This window comes from Variovorax sp. FW305-3-2-15-B-LB1, from assembly GCF_058787635.1.
Genome location: NZ_JBYSZY010000035.1, coordinates 35,420 through 55,561, shown reverse-complemented (window position 1 = coordinate 55,561; position 20,142 = coordinate 35,420). Strand labels below are relative to the sequence as shown.

General features: G+C 57.6%; 22 protein-coding genes. 2 read left to right on the top strand and 20 right to left on the bottom strand.

The window, feature by feature from the left end; translation table 11 throughout:
* Position 1 precedes the first annotated feature (1 nt).
* From wbjC to AC3WQR_RS20690, 12 genes are all read right to left on the bottom strand, one after another.
* Positions 2–1,129 carry a UDP-2-acetamido-2,6-beta-L-arabino-hexul-4-ose reductase gene (gene wbjC, locus AC3WQR_RS20745; RefSeq protein ID WP_492743332.1) on the bottom strand — a complete coding sequence of 376 codons (1,128 nt, stop codon included), beginning with the start codon at positions 1,127–1,129 and terminating at the stop codon, positions 2–4.
* 4 nt (positions 1,130–1,133) lie between these two features.
* Entirely contained in the window at positions 1,134–2,180 is a 1,047-nt protein-coding gene (locus AC3WQR_RS20740; RefSeq protein WP_492743331.1) for a polysaccharide biosynthesis protein, read from the bottom strand.
* A complete protein-coding gene (locus AC3WQR_RS20735; protein ID WP_492743330.1) occupies positions 2,170–2,763 on the bottom strand; it encodes an LbetaH domain-containing protein in 594 nt (197 codons plus the stop codon). Before AC3WQR_RS20735 ends, AC3WQR_RS20740 begins: the two co-directional genes overlap by 11 nt.
* Positions 2,760–3,605, bottom strand: coding sequence for a motility associated factor glycosyltransferase family protein (locus AC3WQR_RS20730; RefSeq protein WP_492743329.1), 846 nt, complete (start codon positions 3,603–3,605; stop codon positions 2,760–2,762). Before AC3WQR_RS20730 ends, AC3WQR_RS20735 begins: the two co-directional genes overlap by 4 nt.
* A gap of 2 nt (positions 3,606–3,607) precedes the next feature.
* Positions 3,608–4,717 (bottom strand): hypothetical protein, encoded by a 1,110-nt coding sequence (locus AC3WQR_RS20725; protein WP_492743328.1) that lies wholly within the window; start codon positions 4,715–4,717, stop codon positions 3,608–3,610.
* Positions 4,698–5,792 carry a pseudaminic acid synthase gene (pseI, locus tag AC3WQR_RS20720; RefSeq protein WP_492743327.1) on the bottom strand — a complete coding sequence of 365 codons (1,095 nt, stop codon included), beginning with the start codon at positions 5,790–5,792 and terminating at the stop codon, positions 4,698–4,700. Before pseI ends, AC3WQR_RS20725 begins: the two co-directional genes overlap by 20 nt.
* A 16-nt stretch (positions 5,793–5,808) precedes the next feature.
* Positions 5,809–6,330, bottom strand: coding sequence for a UDP-4-amino-4,6-dideoxy-N-acetyl-beta-L-altrosamine N-acetyltransferase (gene pseH / locus AC3WQR_RS20715; protein ID WP_492743326.1), 522 nt, complete (start codon positions 6,328–6,330; stop codon positions 5,809–5,811).
* Positions 6,323–7,453 (bottom strand): UDP-2,4-diacetamido-2,4,6-trideoxy-beta-L-altropyranose hydrolase, encoded by a 1,131-nt coding sequence (gene pseG / locus AC3WQR_RS20710; protein ID WP_492743325.1) that lies wholly within the window; start codon positions 7,451–7,453, stop codon positions 6,323–6,325. Before pseG ends, pseH begins: the two co-directional genes overlap by 8 nt.
* Before the next feature lie 5 nt (positions 7,454–7,458).
* A complete protein-coding gene (pseF, locus tag AC3WQR_RS20705; RefSeq protein ID WP_492743324.1) occupies positions 7,459–8,160 on the bottom strand; it encodes a pseudaminic acid cytidylyltransferase in 702 nt (233 codons plus the stop codon).
* Positions 8,157–9,317: a UDP-4-amino-4,6-dideoxy-N-acetyl-beta-L-altrosamine transaminase gene (gene pseC / locus AC3WQR_RS20700; protein ID WP_492743323.1), complete on the bottom strand. Its 1,161-nt coding sequence runs from the start codon at positions 9,315–9,317 to the stop codon at positions 8,157–8,159. Before pseC ends, pseF begins: the two co-directional genes overlap by 4 nt.
* Positions 9,318–9,378: 61 nt before the next feature.
* The gene (locus tag AC3WQR_RS20695) at positions 9,379–10,635 is read right to left on the bottom strand and encodes a lipopolysaccharide biosynthesis protein (RefSeq protein WP_492743322.1); all 1,257 of its coding nucleotides are present in this window, start codon (positions 10,633–10,635) and stop codon (positions 9,379–9,381) included.
* A gap of 86 nt (positions 10,636–10,721) precedes the next feature.
* Positions 10,722–11,795, bottom strand: a complete 1,074-nt coding sequence (locus tag AC3WQR_RS20690; RefSeq protein ID WP_492743344.1) for a polysaccharide biosynthesis/export family protein — start codon at positions 11,793–11,795, stop codon at positions 10,722–10,724.
* A gap of 751 nt (positions 11,796–12,546) precedes the next feature.
* Between AC3WQR_RS20690 and mscL the strand changes: the two genes are divergently transcribed.
* Positions 12,547–12,978, top strand: coding sequence for a large conductance mechanosensitive channel protein MscL (gene mscL, locus AC3WQR_RS20685; RefSeq protein ID WP_062473649.1), 432 nt, complete (start codon positions 12,547–12,549; stop codon positions 12,976–12,978).
* 22 nt (positions 12,979–13,000) lie between these two features.
* Here mscL and pdxA read toward each other — a convergent pair whose 3' ends face one another.
* The 3 genes from pdxA to AC3WQR_RS20670 are packed head-to-tail and all read right to left on the bottom strand — an operon-like array spanning position 13,001 to position 16,160.
* Positions 13,001–14,041, bottom strand: a complete 1,041-nt coding sequence (pdxA, locus tag AC3WQR_RS20680; protein WP_492743321.1) for a 4-hydroxythreonine-4-phosphate dehydrogenase PdxA — start codon at positions 14,039–14,041, stop codon at positions 13,001–13,003.
* Entirely contained in the window at positions 14,038–14,811 is a 774-nt protein-coding gene (locus AC3WQR_RS20675; protein WP_492743320.1) for a Nif3-like dinuclear metal center hexameric protein, read from the bottom strand. The genes pdxA and AC3WQR_RS20675 overlap by 4 nt, the downstream gene beginning before the upstream one ends.
* Positions 14,808–16,160 carry an MFS transporter gene (locus AC3WQR_RS20670; protein ID WP_492743319.1) on the bottom strand — a complete coding sequence of 451 codons (1,353 nt, stop codon included), beginning with the start codon at positions 16,158–16,160 and terminating at the stop codon, positions 14,808–14,810. The genes AC3WQR_RS20675 and AC3WQR_RS20670 overlap by 4 nt, the downstream gene beginning before the upstream one ends.
* 291 nt (positions 16,161–16,451) lie before the next feature.
* Between AC3WQR_RS20670 and AC3WQR_RS20665 the strand changes: the two genes are divergently transcribed.
* On the top strand, positions 16,452–17,612 hold the full coding sequence (locus AC3WQR_RS20665) for a S1C family serine protease (protein WP_492743318.1): 1,161 nt from the start codon (positions 16,452–16,454) through the stop codon (positions 17,610–17,612).
* Positions 17,613–17,713: 101 nt separating this feature from the next.
* Here AC3WQR_RS20665 and tatC read toward each other — a convergent pair whose 3' ends face one another.
* From tatC to AC3WQR_RS20640, 5 genes are all read right to left on the bottom strand, one after another.
* The gene (gene tatC, locus AC3WQR_RS20660) at positions 17,714–18,532 is read right to left on the bottom strand and encodes a twin-arginine translocase subunit TatC (protein ID WP_070059920.1); all 819 of its coding nucleotides are present in this window, start codon (positions 18,530–18,532) and stop codon (positions 17,714–17,716) included.
* 73 nt (positions 18,533–18,605) lie between these two features.
* Positions 18,606–19,067: a Sec-independent protein translocase protein TatB gene (tatB, locus tag AC3WQR_RS20655; protein WP_062471652.1), complete on the bottom strand. Its 462-nt coding sequence runs from the start codon at positions 19,065–19,067 to the stop codon at positions 18,606–18,608.
* Positions 19,068–19,086: 19 nt separating this feature from the next.
* On the bottom strand, positions 19,087–19,335 hold the full coding sequence (gene tatA / locus AC3WQR_RS20650) for a Sec-independent protein translocase subunit TatA (protein WP_070059921.1): 249 nt from the start codon (positions 19,333–19,335) through the stop codon (positions 19,087–19,089).
* A 65-nt stretch (positions 19,336–19,400) separates the two neighbouring features.
* Positions 19,401–19,760 carry a histidine triad nucleotide-binding protein gene (locus tag AC3WQR_RS20645; RefSeq protein WP_070059922.1) on the bottom strand — a complete coding sequence of 120 codons (360 nt, stop codon included), beginning with the start codon at positions 19,758–19,760 and terminating at the stop codon, positions 19,401–19,403.
* The gene (locus AC3WQR_RS20640) at positions 19,750–20,139 is read right to left on the bottom strand and encodes a DUF4870 family protein (RefSeq protein WP_056572726.1); all 390 of its coding nucleotides are present in this window, start codon (positions 20,137–20,139) and stop codon (positions 19,750–19,752) included. Before AC3WQR_RS20640 ends, AC3WQR_RS20645 begins: the two co-directional genes overlap by 11 nt.
* Between the last annotated feature and the right edge of the window lie 3 nt (positions 20,140–20,142).

The window sequence follows — 20,142 nt, the reverse complement described above, 5'->3', positions numbered from 1 at the left end:
CCTAAACGGTGCACGCAAATGTGTCGGGACGAGCGCGATCAAAAACCTCATTTGCCCACAACATCACAACCATCTCGTCAGAACCGATGTTGGTAATGTCGTGCGTCCAGCCGGGAATAGTTTCAACAATCTGGGACCGCTCTCCACTGGTGATCAGTTCGTGCCTTTCCCCCGTTTGCGTGTGTCGAAACTTGAAGAGAGCATCTCCTTTGATTACCAAGAATTTTTCGGTCTTCGTGTGGTGGTAATGCCCGCCCCGTGTGATACCGGGATGAGCCGTGAAGAACGAAAACTGACCGCTGTCCTGAGTCTTTAACATCTCGACAAAGACGCCGCGAGCGTCGCTATGCTGCTGCACCAGATAAGCAAACTGCTCGACCGGAAGATAGCTAACGTAGGTTGCATAAAGCGCCCGCATCAAGCCAGTACCTACGCGCTCTGTAATAAGAGTGGCGCGACTCTCTTTAAACGCCTGAATCTGATGCGCCAACTCGCCCACAGTAGTGGTGTATTCCGGCGCTACGATAGAAAAACCGTCTGTGTCCACAGCCGGGTTGGCACCATCCATCAATTGCACAAAGCGCTCAATCACATTGTCGATATATACCAATGTGACCGCCGCAGCCGGATCGTTTATCTGAATTGGCAAGCCGCGCGCGATGTTATGGCAAAACGTGGCTACCACAGAGTTGTAGTTCGGCTTACACCATTTGCCAAATACGTTTGGCAACCGGAATATATGTACCGGCACTTGGTGAATGCGGGCCAAATTAACTAACGCATCTTCCGCGCCACGCTTGCTATGGCCATATAGGTTATTGGATGCAGCCTGTGTTGACGACGTGAAAATTACAGGCACTGCCACACCGGTAGCATTAGTTGTAGCGACGATGGCGTCGCACAGTGCTTGCGTTAAGTCCACATTGCCTTTATAAAAATCTTGCGGATCCTGTGGCCGGTTAACCCCCGCCAAATGGAAAACGAAGCCCACCCCTTGCAACAGAGCGGGAAGATCAGCGGCCTTATTGCCCCGGGTATAACAAACCATCTCCACATCCTTGCGCTCAGCTAGGTGCAGTTGCAGATTCTTCCCGATGAAGCCGTCGGCCCCAGTGATCAAAACCTTCATACGTTCAGTCTTCCGCCAAAACCCGCTCACCACGCGCGATTCGTTGCATGAAATCTAGCTTGAGCAGTAACTTCTTCATGCCCCCCATGTCGAGCCGATCGGTGTTATGCGAGTTGTACTCGTCGCCATGCGCACTTTGCGTCAAGCGAGTGTCGCCTTGATCGACGAATTTAGCGTAATTCAAATCACGCCCATCAGGCGGCACCCGAAAATAGTCCCCCATATCTTCGGCACAAGCCATTTCTTCACGGCTCAGCAGCGCTTCATAGAGTTTTTCCCCGTGCCGTGTCCCCATCACATGCACCGGATGATCGGGTTTTCCCATCAATTCCAAAATACTCCGAGTTAACACCTCCACCGTAGCTGCTGGGGCCTTCTGCACAAATATGTCACCATTATTCCCGTGATCAAACGCATATAGCACCAAATCCACCGCATCGGCCAAAGTCATCATGAAACGTGTCATTGCAGGGTCCGTCACAGTAATGGGCTTCCCAGCAAAAACTTGATCGACAAACAGCGGAATCACTGAGCCTCGCGAGGCCATAACGTTGCCATAGCGAGTACCGCAAATTACGGTTCCCGTGCCCTCCAAATTGCGGCTGGCAGCGACCATTACCTTTTCCATCATGGCCTTGGATATGCCCATAGCGTTGATGGGGTACACCGCTTTGTCGGTGCTCAGGCATACCACCCGCTTCACGCCTGCTGCAATGGCGGCCTCAAGCACGTTCTCTGTACCCAATACATTAGTGCGCACAGCCTGCATGGGATGAAACTCACAGGACGGAACCTGCTTGAGCGCTGCGGCATGAAAAACGTAGTCCACGCCCCGCATTGCGGATGCCACGCTACGCGCATCGCGTACGTCCCCTACGTAGAACTTAAGCCGAGGATGGTGGTAGCGCTTGCGCATGTCATCTTGCTTTTTTTCATCACGGCTGAAGATGCGAATTTCAGCAATATCCGTAGAGAGAAAACGCTGGAGGACAGCATTCCCGAAGGAGCCGGTACCGCCGGTCAAAAGTAGTGCTTTATCGCTAAATTTCATGACTATTCAGTTCTATAGGTTCGCAATAGACGCCATCAAAGTTCGATTTTTTGAGCATAGATTTATGAATTTCAACTTCATCTAAATTTCTAAATCTGCTCTTGATTTTTTTTGCGGGCACTCCCCCAAAAACTTCATACGCGGGAACATCTCGGGTCACCACCGATCCGGCCGCAATAATTGCGCCATCTCCAATTGTCAGACCAGCCATAATCAATGCTCCCTGCCCTATCCACACATCGGAGCCGATATTTGTCAATCTTGGCTCAGGCCTTCCCGCATAAATCATTGGAACACCCGGCTTATCGTATATATGATCCCCGCCACATATTGCCACATCCGGGCCGAACATTACAAAACGGCCAACACGCACTCCGGGACAAATTCGACAACCTGAAGCCATAAACCCATTTGAGCCAGCAACAAAATCCCTTGAAATTACCGATGATCCGGTCACGAGAAATGTTTTGTGCACTTTTTCGAGGCCATATCGCCATATTTTTATGCGGCACATCACATTTCTGTATATTTCATAAGGAATGTGCTTTCTTATAAATACTCGAATTTTAGAAAGACTTCTCATTGCAACCTCAGTGCCTTTCTCAGGTCCCCTCGAGGATAAGCATCCAATAGGCTTTTTTCAGACAAATTCACTATGCGGATTGATTGCTCCTTGGCCAAGCGCGCAATCAGATAATGAAATTCAGCTGTTATGTGATAGTATTTCAAATAAAATGACAGATTGAATGTGGGCAATCCATTTAACTCTTCCGTATCGTCATAGCAGTGTGCCATTTTTTGCATGCAAAAAGAATTAAAGTCGCAGCCGAGCAAATAAATCTCTTTAAACCCCATATAAATCGCCAACAATATCGACGACCCCACAACATTCATTGCAATCGACATATTTCCTGTCGGATCGTATCTCATGTTATTAATTGGGTAATTTTTCGCACGCAAGCAAATATGCTGAACGTCGGGTATCGCGGCCGACGCAATTTCCGCTGCTCTAATATCGGTAATAAAAGTTGGTGGATTTGCAGCATATTTTCTTGCCACTTCAGCGAACTCACCGGAACTCAGCCCCCAATAATGGTTGTCGAGCAGCGCGTAGTAATTCGGAATAAGTCGATCCAATTTTTTTGACTTATACATGGAATTGACGCCGATGGTGATCTCACGGCCCACCCCCTCAACATCCTCCGCAGTAAGCTCGTTAATTGAGGGGCCCGTCGCCAAGATGAAGCATCTGCGACCGTGATGAATATTTTCAAAATCAGAGTTGCGCCTCAACCTATTCTTCAACTTCAAATTGAAATTAAAATTCAGATCAGAAATTAAATTGTATGCAGAGTAGATGCAATTATCGAATTTTTCTTTAATCAGGAAATTACTCATAGCCATTTTCGCGACAACGAAACTCATCCTCACTCATTAAAGAGTTTATATTTTCGCTCGCCCAGACCTAGACCAAATAGGGTTGCAAAAATTCCGTAGTACAAAATAAGATCCAACGGCCCATGGAACGCCGCGATATCCGAAGAGATTCTCAACATGGATACAAATACAATCGCCACAAAAATATATGCGCCGCCAATCATGGCGCGAAATAACCCCCACCCGAGCATCCCAAGCAACAACACAAATCCAATTGCACCGTATTGCGTATGAAGGCGGATATATGAATTATGGGGATTCCCGCCCAGCACACTTATTTCTGAAATCTCGTTTAGCGGCGCACCGAAAAATAGCTCGTAAAAAGACGTAGAAATTCTTTGAACATACGCTGCATTTATTTCATCTCGCACATCCACAAGGCCGAGGCGTGCAAGCCGCTCAAGACCATAGAAATCCCCCAGAATTTCAACATTCAATATCGCCACGTAAACGGACACACAAAACAACAAGGCAACAATCAACCAGGTACGATTCATTCTCCTTAAAAAAAACATTGTTGCCAAAGCCAGCATTGCCACGGATAAAATTCCGCTTCGTCCGCCCGCCCAGATGCATATTGCAATTCCAATCAAGGCCGGATAGATTTCGGGCCTTTTTCCATTTTGATCACAAGCCACATAGTACACGCACAAAGACAAGATGAAAATTATCGAAACATAATTTTGGCTAATCAGAAACATTTCATTTGGATTTGTCCCAATTATCATCTGGAATAGAAAATACCCAGCCAAAATCAATAGCATCGATTTATATAGCCTTAAATTCAATTTAACACAAAAAAAAGACAGTGCAGCACAGGAGTACGTGAGCGATTGAAGCAAAGAAATTGCAACGTCATTTTTGCTCAGCCCTGCATTGAAAATCCCAATCGCCAACATCAAAATCAAAAAACCGAGCGCAGTTTCTGATCTTTTCTTATTTTGAGTTCGAAAAAATACAAAGGCCGACAAGACACCTAAGACACCAAGAACTGCTGCAATTGACGATGCAACAGATTCGTCAAACAAAAATCTAAGAAAATATAGCAGCACATATGCAGCCGGAATTATTTGAGCAACGTTATGATATTTTATTTTCATAAAAATCAGACGCTACCGGCAGATCAAAGTAATTAATTTTTACTGGGGTATTTTTTTGCACATCGCAGTTCAATTTAAGCCCAATAATTTTTTCATACATGCGAGGCGAGACCCCAAAACCTGGCCTTACGCTACGCATGCAATCTGCAGAAATTATTTCACCGGCTTTCAAATCCCGCACGAAATACAATGAGCGTCGAAATTTCACATTACCCTGCTCACTGGATTTTCGACCATAGTCCACCCGTCCGAGTGCAGTCCAAGCCGTCCTGCTGTCATTGCACAAAGCAGCCAGTTCGACGGGCTCAAGAGAAAAGCTGTCGTCCGGCCCGCCGCCATTGCGGTCCAAAGTGAAATGCTTTTCAATGATGCACGCACCGGTAGCCACACTAGCAATAGCGGTTGTGTTGTCTAACGTATGGTCAGAAAGACCGACAGTCAGGCCGAAGCGCTGGATCATGTCGGTGATGGTGTGCAGGTTGTAATCATTCGAAGGCGCGGGGTACCCACTGACGCAATGCAAGATGGCCAATTCTTTGCAACCGCCTTCGTGCGCAGCGTCGATGGCTTCCTTAATCTCTTCCGCGTCCGCCATGCCGGTAGAAATAATCATGGGTTTGCCCGTACTGGCGACGTATTTAATGAGCGGAATATCAACGGCTTCAAAAGATGCAATTTTGTAAGCTGGAGCATTCAGATCTTCCAACAGATCAACGGCGGTATTGTCAAAAGGCGAACTGAAGATGGTAATTCCGTGTTTACGAGCGTGCGCAAATAACGGAGCGTGCCAATCCCATGGCATGTGGGCCTCCTCGTAGAGTTCATACAGCGTCCTACCATCCCATAGTCCGCCGCGAATGCAAAAATCTTCCGTGTCGCAGTCAAGCGTTATAGTGTCGGGGCGGTATGTTTGCAATTTGACGGCATCAGCGCCAGCCTGTTTAGCGGCCTCAATGAGTTTGAATGCGGTCTCAATATTGCCATTGTGATTGGCGGACATTTCGGCAATCACGTAGGGCACCTCATCAGTAGCAATTCGCCGACCTGCAATGGTGATACTAGGGAAATTCGACATGGTATTCTCTCTTGTGTCAGATTCTTGATTGCCATTCACTGCGTAGCAACCCAAAACAGATGACGTGGCTATATTGATAGCCGTCGAAGTGCTGGTCACGCAGAATTCCTTCCTCTTGGAAACCGAGTTTTTGGTGAAACCGAATAGAGCGCTGGTTATACGCCAATGCCTCGCCACTTATTTTTTGCAGTTTCAGTTCAGTAAACGCATGGCTGAGTGCTGCGTGACCAAGCTGCTGCCCGCTTCCTTTAGGTGCATCTGGCGCAACGTAAAATCCCCAATTGGCGATACCACCGATTCCCGTCTCACCAAAACTCACGAACCCCAGAGGCTGTTGGTTGATTTCAAAAATCAACAAATGCTTTCTTGGATCCGGCAAGCAGCGTTCGAACCAGCCTTGATGTTCAGCTAGCGTAATTTCGTGCTGAGTGTACATATACCGTCGAATTTTCGGATGATTGCGCCAATCCAGCACAAGCGCCAGATCGGCATGGATCATGGCCCGAATACGAGAAGAAACCGGAATCGACTCAGGCATCGACTACTCCCATTGCCTTCATTATTTTTTCAATGCCTCGCCCATCAGTGACTGCACTTGCGGCGAGGCTTAGATTTGCCGCGCGCCTTGGATCGATCAATTCCTGTATAGCTTCGGGGAGTTGTGCAGCGATATCACCTGCAGCTCCCATCAGACGGGCCGCGTGTGCCGCTGCCAAGGCTTGGGCCCCAGCTCGCTGGTTTTCGGCCAACACCACGATCAATGTCGGCAGACCAAGGCAGCACCGCTCCCACGACGTGCTGCCGGCGGCGCCAATTGCCAGATCACTGTCGGCCATGCGCTGGGCCATGTCGTCGACATTGACCACCACTGCGGTCGGCCATGGCATTTGCATCGCTAGTTCTCGAACGTTTTGCAACCAAGGCGCCGTCAAACCCATTACCACAGTGATATGACACTCCAGGGGCAGGGCGCAGGTGCGAAGCGCTTGGAGCACCAGTCCGGTAGCGTTGGGTTGATCGACCCCTCCCAGCGAAATGAGCAGATGTCGCAAGGCGGGCTGCGCCCGACGGCGTTGCAAGCTGTAGGACCGCAAGGCGGCAAACTCCGGGCGCAAAAGTGCAAAGTGCGGACCGATTAGAAGCTCGCAAAGCGGTGGCACCAAAGCGGTATAGTCTTGCGGCCGCCTGCCCAGGTTCTGATCGAGCAGCAGATCGCAGTGATGGACCCGATCTGCAAGATCATCGATGACCAACAACTGGCGATGGTGCGGCGCGATCACCTCTTCCCAATGGTGGTCAAGGGCGTAATGGTCCACGACCAGCCACTCGGGTTTCAGACTCGCGAGGATGGAGGCCGTGTCTCGCGCATCATTCTGCCAAGTGCTGCCCAGCCAAGCGGCGTGCGCGGGTCCCCGCTGCGGGTCCCCGATTTTTTTCGTTTGGCTTATTGGAATGCCTTGCGAATTCTGCCCATACATTTCTAGGCAACTTATCTCGTGACCGCGCTGGCGAATGACTTCCAGCAAATGACCGGGGTGCTCGCGGCTAATGAAGTGGCAATCCGCGCCTTGAGCTTTGAGCGCATCAGCCAACGTCAGGCAGCGCATAACGTGACCACTGCCGATCTGTAGGGAGGCGTCGGTGCGAAAAGCGATCTTCATGCTTGCTATGCGCCGTTGGCTTCCGCTTGCAGGGCCTTGAACATCCATTCAGCCCGGGTCCAGTCTTCGGGAGTGTCGATGTCTTGCACCTTATGCCGGGGCAACATGACCGGTACGGCCCCCGGACCGAATATCAGCTTCCCCTGTCTCCAAGCGTCCGCGCGACCCCAGTAGAACTGGCCTGCGTCGTGATACGCCTCTTCGAGATCCTGTGATCGCACACCGAAGTTCGCGGGATCGAACATCTCGATCCGGCCAGTGGCATTAATGCGGACGGCACGCTGGATGGGGAAGGCGTAATTGGTGACCGAAAAACTGTAATCGCTGCCTGTTTCAGCCAGCACGGTAAGGCCTCGGCGAAGGTCGTCAGCACTGATGAACGGGGCAGTTGCGTACACGCAGCAAACCTGCACGGGCGCCTGCTCCCTCGCGGCGAACCAGTCGATGCCATGTGCGATGACTGCGGTGGTGCCGGTGTGATCATCAGAGAGTTCTGCCGGTCGCATAAACGGTACTTGCGCGCCATACTGGCGAGCGACTTCGGCGATCTCGGCGTCGTCTGTGGACACCACGATCTGATCGAAACAGCCGCTTTGTAGCGCCACCTCAATCGGCCAAGCGATCATGGGCTTACCGCAAAATGGCTTGATATTTTTCCGCGGAATGCGCTTGCTGCCACCGCGCGCAGGAATGATGGCAAGCCTCATGCTCCAAGCGCTTCTCGCAAACAACAGACGACTTCGTCCTGCTGCACTTCAGTCATGGCAGGGTACATGGGAATGCTTATGGCTTCAGCGTAGTAGCGTTCGGCCTCCGGAAATTCGCCGACCGCGAAACCCATCTTCTGATAATAGGGTTGGGTGTGAATCGGGATGTAATGCAGATTAACAATGATGTCTTGTGCCCGTAGGGCCTCAAACACCTGCAGATGCGTTTTCCTGATCTTGTCCAATTGCAAGCGAATAACGTACAAGTGCAGACCCGAGTAACCATCCGGATGCTGCCATGGGATAGTCACTGGCAGATCTTTTAGTTGCTCGTCGTAACGCTTGGCCAATTCATGACGGCGAGCAACATATTGCTCCAGACGATCCATCTGGCTAGCGCCCAGCGCGCCTTGGAGGTCCGTCATGCGGTAGTTATAGCCCAGTGCGACCTGTTGATAGTACCAAGGACCATCCATACCTTTAGTCATTAGCACCGGGTCGCGAGTAATGCCGTGGCTGCGCAGCAGGCCAAGACGCTCAGCTAATTTGTCGTCGTTTGTCAAAGCCATCCCGCCTTCGGCGGTGGTTATGATTTTGACCGGGTGAAAGCTGAAAACGGTAATGTCGCTAAAGCGGCAATTTCCGATCGGTTCATCCTTATATTTTCCGCCAATCGCATGCGAAGCGTCTTCAATTATCTTGAACCCAAATTTCTGCCCGAGTGCATAAATCGCCTGCATTTCGCAAGGCTGCCCGCACAAATGAACCGGCACCACAATTTTTGGCAAGCGACCTATTTTTTTCGCAGCAATCAGTTTTCGCTCCAACGCCTTTGGACACAAATTATAGGTGCGCGGGTCAATGTCGACGAAATCGACTTGGGCACCACAATACAAAGCGCAATTGGCGGAAGCGACAAAGGTGTTAGGGGTAGTCCATAGCCAGTCACCGGGACCAAGGTCAAGCGCTAGGCAGGCGATATGTAATGCGGACGTCGCGCTGTTAACGGCCAAAGCGTGTTTAGCCTTGCAATGCTTGAGCACGGCTTGCTCAAAACGCGGCACTGCAGGCCCTTGCGTGAGGTTGGTTGAGTGCAGGACTTTCACCACTGCGTCGATGTCTGCTTGATGAATGTCTTGGCGACCGTAAGGAATCATGAACTGGCAGCTTTCTATATCTTCTTTAATTTCATATAAGCGCGACTTTCAATTCAGTCAGTCACGCTTGTGCGAAACGGTAATGCAACGGTGTCAATTTAAAAAAAGCCCACGCCTTCCAGACAAGAACAAGCGCGAAAGCTACGCACAAACCAAGTGGGACGGCCAGCAGTGGCCAGCGCAGGGAAAACGCCCAGGTAGCCACAATAAACACGACAAGACTGGCGATGTGGCTGTGGATGATGGGGCGGTCAATCCCTTGAGCGTAAAGCGCGTAATGCGGGACCATGCCCAAGGCATAAAGAACCATACTGATCAGAACCCATGGATAAAGATACTGTTGTGCGGCATAGAGTGGATTCGCGAGCCAAGCCAGCAAAAGCGGAAGCAAAAACAAGCTCACCACAGAAAAAGCTGCAGAGAGCACGCTCGTTTGTATCAGCAACATGCGAAAATTTTCACGAAATACCTCGGGCTGCTGTTTTTGATGAGCGCTAATTAGCCCGGGATAGCTAAAAGCAAAAACGCCCGCATCAAGAAATGTCATTAATGCTCCGCCAACCCCCATAAAAAGAACATAGGCCCCCACAATTTCCAGGCCACCCAGAGATTGAAGCCAGTAACGATCCAAAGTAAAAACCCCTCGAATCGCGAGCGTGGCGGCCAACAATGGGATAGAAACTTTAAGGCCGACGGCGATCCATTTCCAATCTATTTCTTTATGCCATCCGCCAATACCAAGTTGCGCAAGCCGATAAGACCCAGCCAAAACGGCAATCACCCCTGCCACCGTCCACGCACCAAGCACGTAACTTAATGACCTTGTTGCGGGCTCTATAGTCATGAGCACGGCAATCGCAATAGCCCACGTTCCTTGCCTAAGAAAGAGTATTACGCTGGCCAAGAGTTGTTCAGAAATAGCGACTAGCAGACGACTTAATTCTTGATTCACGTGCTCAAGAATCAGCAACACAAGGGACCACCCCAATAGATTTCGAGGTAGCATACCCGTAATAAATACAAGACTTAGCAGAGGTATGAAGACAGCATATAGCACCAACGACAGCGCGCCTTGATCCTTCAGCAGACCACCCCATTCTCTACGCTCTCGCTTGAGTAATTCGCGAGTTGTAAACGTATAAAAATCGAAGCCCAGTAAATACAAAGAATAGCCAATGGTGGCAGCAAGCAGGCCGTACAAACCAAATTGAACCGGCTCAAGAAATCGAGCCAGAAAAAAAATTAGAAAAAAACGACTAGCTAGGGTTGCAGCACGCAAGGCAATATTCAACGCTCGATTCAGGTTAAAAATTCCCATCTTTTTTAATTTCGCGCAGTTGCACTCGTCATTTTTTCTCTTTAACGCAAATTACTCTCCACCAAGAAGCGCAGCAGATCCATTGGTTAGCGATGCCTGACGTACACCTCGCTGGCGTTGTTAACTACCGATGCCGAAGGCAAAATAAGACTGACTACGCGGTTCCACTTGACCAGCGGCACCGGGTCGACATACACGACGTCCTGCGACTGCAACCGAAACTGGCTGGCTAGAGCCATCGTCGCCGGGTTTTTGGCGTTCAGATGGAATATGGCTGGCGCGCCGGTCGCGCCTTGGCGAACAACGTAGATCTGGCCGGCATTGGAAGTGGTCGTCATCGGACCTCCCGCCTCACCCAAGGCCTCGCTCAGGCTCAAGCGGCCATTGCTGCGCATGGACAAGGCAACAGGCGCCATGATTTCGCCCATGACGAATACCTTGGAGTCTTCGCGGTGTGCCACGCGGACGGTGTCGCCGTTCTTGAGGGGAATGTTGTTCCCGTCATAGCCAGCCTCACGCAGCCGGGTCATGTCGATCGGGACTGAGCGGCCATCGCGAATGAGCGTAACGGCCGCGCGATTGGCATTGGCCGTCATGCCACCGGCGCGGTTGATTGCCTCGTTCAGCGTCATGGGCACATCAGTGAAGATCTGAGACCCCGGAACGCGCACTTCGCCTTCCACATAAGCGCGCCGGCTTCTGAAGGACTGGATGCGCACCGTCACTTGCGGATCGCGAACATGCGGCCGCAGCAGCTTTCCGATCAGGTCAGAAGCGTCGCCTTCGCTCAGACCTGCCACGCGCACGCGACCGATGTAGGGAAAGGCAATCTCACCATCCGCATCGACGATGAAACCTGGCGCCACCTGCACACCAGTTGGGTCGGCCGACTGCGAAATCACAGCACCCGCATTGGGCAGCAACTCAGGGTGGTCGTACACGATGACGCCCACGACATCACCCGACCCGATGGTGTAGCGAGCCCCTTTACCGAATAGCGCCTGCACCTCAGGCGGTACCCCCTTGGGCGACACCTCCGCTAGCGTACGCACCAGCGCCAGCGAGATCGGAGTGATTTCGCCTTCAGGCGCTTCATCGGGAAGGTAGCGGAACTGTGACGGCAGCTCGCCACCCGCTTCGTAAGGCTCCACCGAACCCATGCCGGGCACCACGGCACAGCCTTGGAGCAATACCGCGCCGGCAAGCGCTACCCACGCGAGGGCTTTCGCATCTCTTCTCAATTCAGGTCCCTTGAAAGTCAGTCAGTCGTATCAACAACGAAGCGGCGAAAGAACAGCAATTCCCGGAGGCATGCGAGGCTCGCACATCCGCTCTCTTGTATCGCGCTTCTTTTTCAAACACTTGTGATCGCCGCCACTACGCGGCACCATTTATGTAAAAATTTGAACAGCTATAGTCGCGCTGAAACTGGCAAATTCAGGCAACAAAGGTGCAGAATTCATCGCGGGGTCACGCAAGAACTCGGCGCACTCGGGCCGGATGCGCTCTGAAAGACAGAAGTCTTGAAGGTCGATTTCGCGCGGCCGCTCCCCACTGCTCCCCTCTCATCGTACCAGTGCAGTGCACTGTCAATGGGGCTTTGCCTGCGTTCCAGGATGCTTCCGGAATGCTCGTACGGCGCCGTTTTGCCTTCTTTTCGAGAGCAAAACACGGCGTATCCGACCGGTTCTACCCATCCCGCGAAATTGGAAACAAGACGTTCCAAAGCGTAGTCGGCAAGGTTTGGCTACGGAGACTGGGTACCCTCCGTCCGTTCCAGGTAAGAGCCGCCAGCGGTCATGCCTCAGTTGCCGTCCAGCATCACCCGCCGCGCCGCCGTCTTGCCCTCCCGCTTCCGCAGGCATACTGGCACCCCTTTCAACAGCAGGTCTTCAGCACCCTTTCTGAATCATGAGCATCCTCAGTGAATTCAAGGAGTTTGCCGTCAAGGGCAACGTCATCGACCTCGCCGTCGGCGTGATCATCGGGGCGGCGTTCGGCAAGATCGTCGACTCGCTCGTGGCCGACATCATCATGCCGCTGGTGGGCATGGTGTTCGGGAAGCTCGACTTCTCGAACCTCTACGTGATCCTGGGCACGGTGCCGCCGGGCGTGACGAACACGCTGGCGGAGTTGAAGAAGGCCGGCGTGCCGGTGCTGGCATATGGCAACTTCATCACGATTGCTGTCAATTTCGTGATCCTCGCCTTCATCATCTTCATCATGGTCAAGCAGATCAACAAGCTGCGCAAGACCGAAGAGGCCGCGCCCGCAGCGCCGGCCGCCACGCCGGAAGACATCACGCTGCTGCGCGAAATCCGCGACAGCCTGAAGCGCCCCTGAGCTTTTCTTACTGGCCGCGCGCTCAGGCGCCGGCCAGCGTTCGCGCCATGCGCAGCGCCTCGACGAGGCTCGAGGCATCGGCCACGCCCTGGCCCGCGATGTCGAACGCGGTGCCGTGATCCGGGCTGGTGCGCACCAGCGGCAGCCCGAGCGTCACGTTCACGCCCTTCTCCACCCCGAGGTACTTGACCGGGATCAGGCCCTGGTCGTGGTACATCGCGATCACTACGTCGAACTCGCCGCTGGACGGCACGCCGGCCTTGGCGCGCGCGCGCATGAAGACGGTGTCGGGCGCATGGGGCCCGTGGGCGTCGATGCCCTCGGCGCGTGCGGCCTCGATGGCCGGCGCGATGACGGTGCGCTCTTCCGAACCGAACAGGCCGCCCTCGCCCGCGTGCGGGTTGAGCCCCGCCACGCCGATGCGCGGCGGCCGGCCGAGCGCGTGGGTCAAGGCGCGATGGGTGATGCGCAGCGTGTCCAGCACGCCGTCGAAGCGCACGGCCTCGATGGCGTCGCGCAGCGACATGTGGATGCTCACGAGCACGGTGCGCAGCTCGTCGTTGGCCAGCATCATGCGCACGGGCACGTCGGCCACGGTGCGGCCCAGATGGGCGGCGGCCTCGGCCTGTAGCAGCTCGGTGTGGCCGGGGTACGGAAAGCCGGCCGCGGCCAGCGCTTCCTTGTGCAGCGGCGCGGTGACAAGGGCCGAGATCTCGCCGCGCAATGCGGCGCGCGCAGCCCACACCACACAGTCGCCGGCGGCGCGCCCGGCCTCGGCGCTGATGCGCCCCTGCACGATGCCCTGCGGCGACGCGATCACCTGCAGCACCGGGATGCACCCCGGCGGCACGGCAACCACTTCAGCGACGCTGGCGATCTCCACGACAGGCCACGCCAGCCGCCCCGGCGCCGCGAGCGCCTGCGAGGCTTTTCGCAGCGTGCCGACGTCGCCGGCCACGAACGCACCGCGCACGGCATCGGGCGCGTCGCGGAAGGCCTTGGCAATGATCTCGGGGCCGATACCCGCCGGGTCGCCGAGCGTGATCGCGATCGGCGCCTTCATGCGGGGTTGTCGATGTCGATGAATTCGTGCTTCAGCCCGAGCTGGGCCGCCACATGGGCCGCCACGGCCTGCGCGCCGTAGCGCTCGGTGGCGTGGTGGCCGCAGGCCAGGAAGGCCACGCCCAGTTCGCGGGCGTAGTGCGTCTGCGGCTCGGAAATCTCGCCGGTGATGAAGGCGTCGGCGCCGGCCGCAATGGCGGCCTCGAAGTAGCCCTGGGCGCCGCCCGTGCACCACGCGATGTTCTTGATCGGGCGGTGGGCCGTGTCGACCAGCGTGACGGGGCGCTTCAGCACCTTCTCGACATGGGTCGCCAGGGCCTTGGCGCTGGCGAAGTTCTCGCCGTTCTCGCGCGCGCCCAGGAAGCCCAGCTCCTGTTCGCCGAAGCGTCCTGCCGACCCCGGGTGCGCCACGAGCCCCAGTTGCAGGCCGAGCTGCGCGTTGTTGCCCAGTTCGGGGTGCGCGTCGAGCGGCAGGTGGTAGGCGAAGAGGTTGACGTCGTCACCCAGCAGCAGGCCCAGGCGCTGCTTCATCCAGCCGGTGACGCAGCCGTCCTGGCCGCGCCAGAACAGGCCGTGGTGGACGAAGATGGCATCGGCCTCGGCGTGGATCGCGGCCTCGATCAGCGCGCGGCTGGCGGTCACGCCCGAGACGATCTTGCGGACCACGGTGCGCCCTTCGACCTGCAGGCCGTTGGGTCCGTAATCCTTGAAGCGCCCGGGGGCCAGCAGCAGGTCGAATGCGTGAAGCAGTTCGTGGCGTGTGGTGCTCATCGCGACATTGTCGCGCTCCCCGTGGCCGGCGCGCCATCGCGCATCGGGTGGCCGCGTGCGGCCAGGGGCAACAGGGCCAGCAGGAAGCCCAGCGCCGCCAGCGCGGCGACGTAGTGCGCCGGCGCCATGGTGTCGTGCTGCAGCCAGAGCGTGAGGATCACCGGCGTCAGGCCGCCGAAGACGGCATAAGACATGTTGTAGGCGAACGAAAGCCCCGTGAAGCGCACCGGCGCCGGAAACGCCCGCACGCCCGCGATCGGCACCGTGGCGATGGTGCCCACGAAGAGACCCACCAGCCCGTAGTGCCAGAACAGCGTGGCCGGCGTGCCGGGCAGCCCGGTGTAGAACAGGTAGGCGGTGGCAAAGAGACCGCCCCAGCCGATCAGCATCACGGCGCGCGTGCCGATGCGGTCGCTGGCCCAGCCGACGATCACACAGCCGATGGTCAGGGTCAGCGTGGCGAGCGCGTTGGCCTCGAGCGCCAGCGCGGCCGGAATGTGGTGCACCTTCTGCAGGTAGGTGGGCGTGTACAGCACCACCACCACGATCGCGGCCGACAGCACCCAGGTCTGCAGCCCCACGTACACGCTCGCCAGGCGGTGCTCGCGCAGCACCGTGCGCAGCGGCAGCTCGCGGGCGACCGTCTTGCGGCCGGCCAGCTCCTTGAAGACCGGCGTCTCGTGCAGGAAGCGCCGCAGGTAGACCGAGAACAGCCCGAACACGCCGCCCAGGATGAAGGGAATGCGCCAGGCGAAGTCGTTCACCTGCTCCGGCGAGTAGTGGCGGTTGATGGCCACGGCCACCAGCGAGCCCAGCAGGATGCCGCCGGTGATGCCCGAGGTCAGCGTGCCGATGCCGAAGCCGTAGCGCTTGGCCGGCACGTGCTCGCCGACGAACACCCAGGCGCCGGGCATCTCGCCGCCGATGGCCGCGCCCTGCAGCACGCGCATCGCCAACAGCAGCAGGGGCGCCGCGACACCGATGCTCGCGTAGGTGGGCAAGAGGCCGATCACCAGCGTGGGCGCCGCCATCAGGAAGATCGACAGCGTGAACATGCGCTTGCGCCCCAGCAGGTCGCCGAAGTGCGCGATGACGATGCCGCCCACGGGCCGCGCGAGGTAGCCCGCCGCGAAGATGCCGAAGGTCTGCAGCTGGCGCAGCCAGTCGGGCATGTCGGCGGGGAAGAACAGCGCGCCCAGCACGGTCGCGAAGAAGACGTAGATGACGAAGTCGTAGAACTCGAGCGTGCCGCCGAGGGCGGACAGGGCCAGGGTCTTGTAGTCGCGCGCATCGAGCGTGCGCGCCGGAGCGGGCGTGGCGCCGTCCGTGTAGGTAGCTTCTGAGGTCATGGCAGCAGGGGTATCGTGGCCGCTCGCCTGCCTTGAACCGGATAGGGGCAGAGCGTGGCACGCCGACGAAAGAATCGCCTGGCCGCGTCCGCCGGGTGGGCGGCGCGGAAGGCCTGAGGGGGCGATCCGGGTCGGATCGCCTGCCGATACTAAGGGTTAGCCCGTATTCACGCCCCGCAGGCCGCGCAATCTCGACCCTGCCGCGCGGTCTATGGCGCCAGGCCGGTTGAGGGACAATTGCAACCGGCGCCGTCTTTCAGCGCTTTTCCAACGCTCTTTCTTCAAGCTTTCATGAAACGCACCTGGCTGCTCTTTGCCCAAGCCGTGACCGTCCTGCTGGCGGCCTATTTCGTCGTCGCGACGCTCAAGCCCGAGTGGATCCACAAGCGCTCGACCTCGCTGGGCGGCGTGGTGTCCATCGTGGAAGCGCCCAGCGGCTCGCCGGCCGTGCCCGCCGCGGGCAGCCTGAGCGCGGCGGCCAAGAAGGCTTCGCCGGCGGTCGTGAGCATCAACACCAGCAAGGCCGCACAGCGCCACCCGCGCAGCAACGACCCGTGGTTCCGCTTCTTCTTCGGCGACCAGGCCGACCAGCCGCAGGTGGGCCTGGGCAGCGGCGTGATCGTGAGCACCGACGGCTACATCCTCACCAACAACCACGTGGTCGAGGGCGCCGACGAAATCGAGGTCACCCTGAACGACAGCCGCCACGCGCGCGGCAAGGTGATCGGCACCGACCCCGACACCGACCTGGCCGTGCTCAAGATCGAGCTCGACAAGCTGCCGGTGATCGTGCTGGGCAACTCCGACGAGCTGCTGGTGGGCGACCAGGTGCTGGCCATCGGCAACCCCTTCGGCGTGGGCCAGACCGTGACCAGCGGCATCGTCTCGGCGCTGGGGCGCAACCAGCTGGGCATCAACCAGTTCGAGAACTTCATCCAGACCGACGCGGCCATCAACCCCGGCAACTCGGGCGGCGCGCTGATCGACGTCAACGGCAACCTGCAGGGCATCAACACCGCCATCTACTCGCGCTCAGGTGGGAGCATGGGCATCGGCTTCGCCATTCCGGTGTCGATGGCTAAGATCGTGCTCGAGGGCATCGTGAAGGAAGGTCAGGTGCGCCGCGGCTGGATCGGCGTCGAGCCGAGCGACCTGTCGCCCGAACTGGCCGAGACTTTCGGCGTGAAGGCCGACGCGGGCGTGATCATCACCGGCGTGCTGCAGAACGGCCCTGCCGCCAAGGCCGGCATCCGCCCCGGCGACGTGATCACATCGGTGGGCGAGAAGAAGACCGACAGCGTGCAGGCCCTGCTGACCGCCGTCGCCGGCCTCAAGCCAGGCGACACCGCACGCTTCGCCCTGCAGCGCGGCACCGACAAGATGGAACTGGACGTGACACCGGGGCTGCGACCGAAGAGTCCGATCCGGCAGCAGTTGCCCAACAACGAGTAGGCGGGAAACGACAGCGGCTCCGGCCGCAGATCAGACAGCAACAAAAAAGCGGCCCGAGGGCCGCTTTTGTTTTGGGGGCAGGAGCCGATCGATCCGGCGGATCAGGAACTGCCGGAAGACCCCGAACCCGCGCCCTCTTCTTCACCCTCGGGCGCCTTGCCCGTTCCTGCGAAGTAGCGCGCCCCAATGATCCCCACCTCGTACAGCAGGCACATCGGCACCGCCAGCGCGAGCTGCGAGACCACGTCGGGCGGCGTGAGCACCGCGGCCACCACGAAGGCGATCACGATGAAGTAGCCGCGGAACGAGCGCAGCTTCTCGATGGTGACCATCTCGAAGCGCACCAGCAGCATTACCACGATCGGCACCTGGAAGGCGACGCCGAAGGCGATGTACAGCGACAGGATGGCCTCCACGTACGACGAGATGTCGGGCGTGGCCGCCACCGCCGCGGGCGTGAACTTCTGGATGAAGCCGAACATCTTGTCCAGCACGAACAGCTGCACGAAGGCGATGCCGCCGTAGGCCAGCACGCTGCCGAAGAAGATCAGCGGCAAGGCGAAGCGCTTCTCGTGGCTGTACAGGCCCGGCGCGACGAACATCCAGGCCTGGTACATGAGCCAGGGCAGCGCCAGCAGCACGGCCGCCATCATCAGCACCTTGAGCGGCACGAAGAACGGCGAGAACACGCCGATGGCGATCAGCTTGGCGTCCGGCGGCATGTGCGCGCGGATCGGCATGGCGATGATGTCCATGAGCCCGCTCGGGCCGGGCCAGATCGCCAGCAGGATGCCCGCGACCACGAGGCCGTAGACGCAGTACAGCAGCCGGTCCCGAAGCTCGACCAGGTGCTGCACGAACGGCTGCTCGGTGCCCGCCAGCTCGTCTTCTTCTTTGTTCTTGTTGTCGGAATCGGCCATGGGAGAGGAGAAAGCGTGGGAGAAGACACAGGCGCACGGGGCGCCCGGGAACGCCGCGGGGCGTGCGCGTGCGTCAGTTGATCTTGTGGGGGCGGAAGCGGGCGACCCGCGCCGCGCCCGACAGCGCCTTGGTGCGCACGCCGTTGCGTGCCTTGTACCAGTTCGGCGTGGCGCCCTGCTTCAGGCGCCAGTTCTTGCGGGGGTGCCTGTATTCGGGCACCGCCTGCTCGGGCTCGGCCAGTGCCGACAGGGTGTCGCCGGACGCGCCGGAAAACTGCTTCTCGAACTCGCTGGCGCCGGTGTGGATGCTGTGCTCCACATCGCGCGCCGCGTCCTCGACCGTGGTCTTCATCTTGCGAAGCTCGTCGAGCTCCATCGAACGGTTGACTTCGGCCTTGACGTCGTTCACGTAGCGCTGCGCCTTGCCGAGCAGGGCGCCCACCGTGCGAGCAACGCGCGGCAGCTTCTCCGGCCCGATCACGATCAGCGCCACGACGCCGATGAGCGCCAGCTTCTCAATGCCGAGGTCGATCACGGATGTGTGCCTGCGGTGCTCAGGACTTCTGGCGCGCTTCGACGTCGATCGTCGACTTGTCGCTGTTGGCCGGCTGGCCGGTCACTTGCTGCGTGGGGGCCGGTGCAGCGGAGGCGTCAGGGGAGGCCGAGCCGTCCTTCATGCCGTCCTTGAAACCCTTGACGGCGCCACCGAGATCCGAACCCATGTTCCGCAGCTTCTTGGTGCCGAAGATCATGACCACGACGAGCAGCACGATCAGCCAGTGCCAGATGGAAAAAGAACCCATGGAGAACTCCTAAGAATGTGTCCGATTTTAGTCGGGGGGAATGTGACAGTTTGGCTTAACCCTGCTCAGCCGCGAAGCCAGGGGCGGGGGCCGCCCATGACGTGCACATGGAGATGGTGAACCTCCTGCCCGCCCTCGGCGCCGGTGTTCACGACGACCCTATAGCCGCCGTCCGGATAGGGCCTGCAGCCCTGCTCCAGCGCCAGCTGGGGGGCCAGCGTCATGATCTTGCCCATGAGCGCCGAATCCTCGGGCGTCAGCTGCGCCATCGAGGCGATGTGTTTCTTCGGCACCAGCATGAAATGCACCGGCGCCCAGGGCGAGATGTCATGGAAACCGAACAGGTCGTCGTCTTCGTAGACCTTGCGCGAGGGGATCTTGCCTTCGATGATTTTGCAGAAGACGCAGTTCGGATCAGATGACATCTTTGGGTTCCATGGGACGGCCGTCGTTCATCCGGATCATGCCCTTCACGATCCGGTAGAGGAACCACAGCGAAATCAGGCTCCAGGCGATCCAGCCCGGCACGAACAGCAGCAGCCAGAGCCACGAGGTGACGATGTACAGCAGGCCGGCCCACAGCACCGAGCGGATGCGCCAGCTGAAGTGCGAGGCCTGCCAGGTGCCGGCCGCGTCGTCGCGCTTCACGAAATCGATCAGGAGGGCGATGAGCAGCAGCAGCACGGAGGCCTGCGCGCCCGGCACGACCGCGCCGATGGCCACGATCAGGTGCAGCACGTAGCTGACCCAGCCCCAGGTCTTGAGGGAGTCGTCGGGTTCCACGTTCACGATGTCATTGGCCATGGT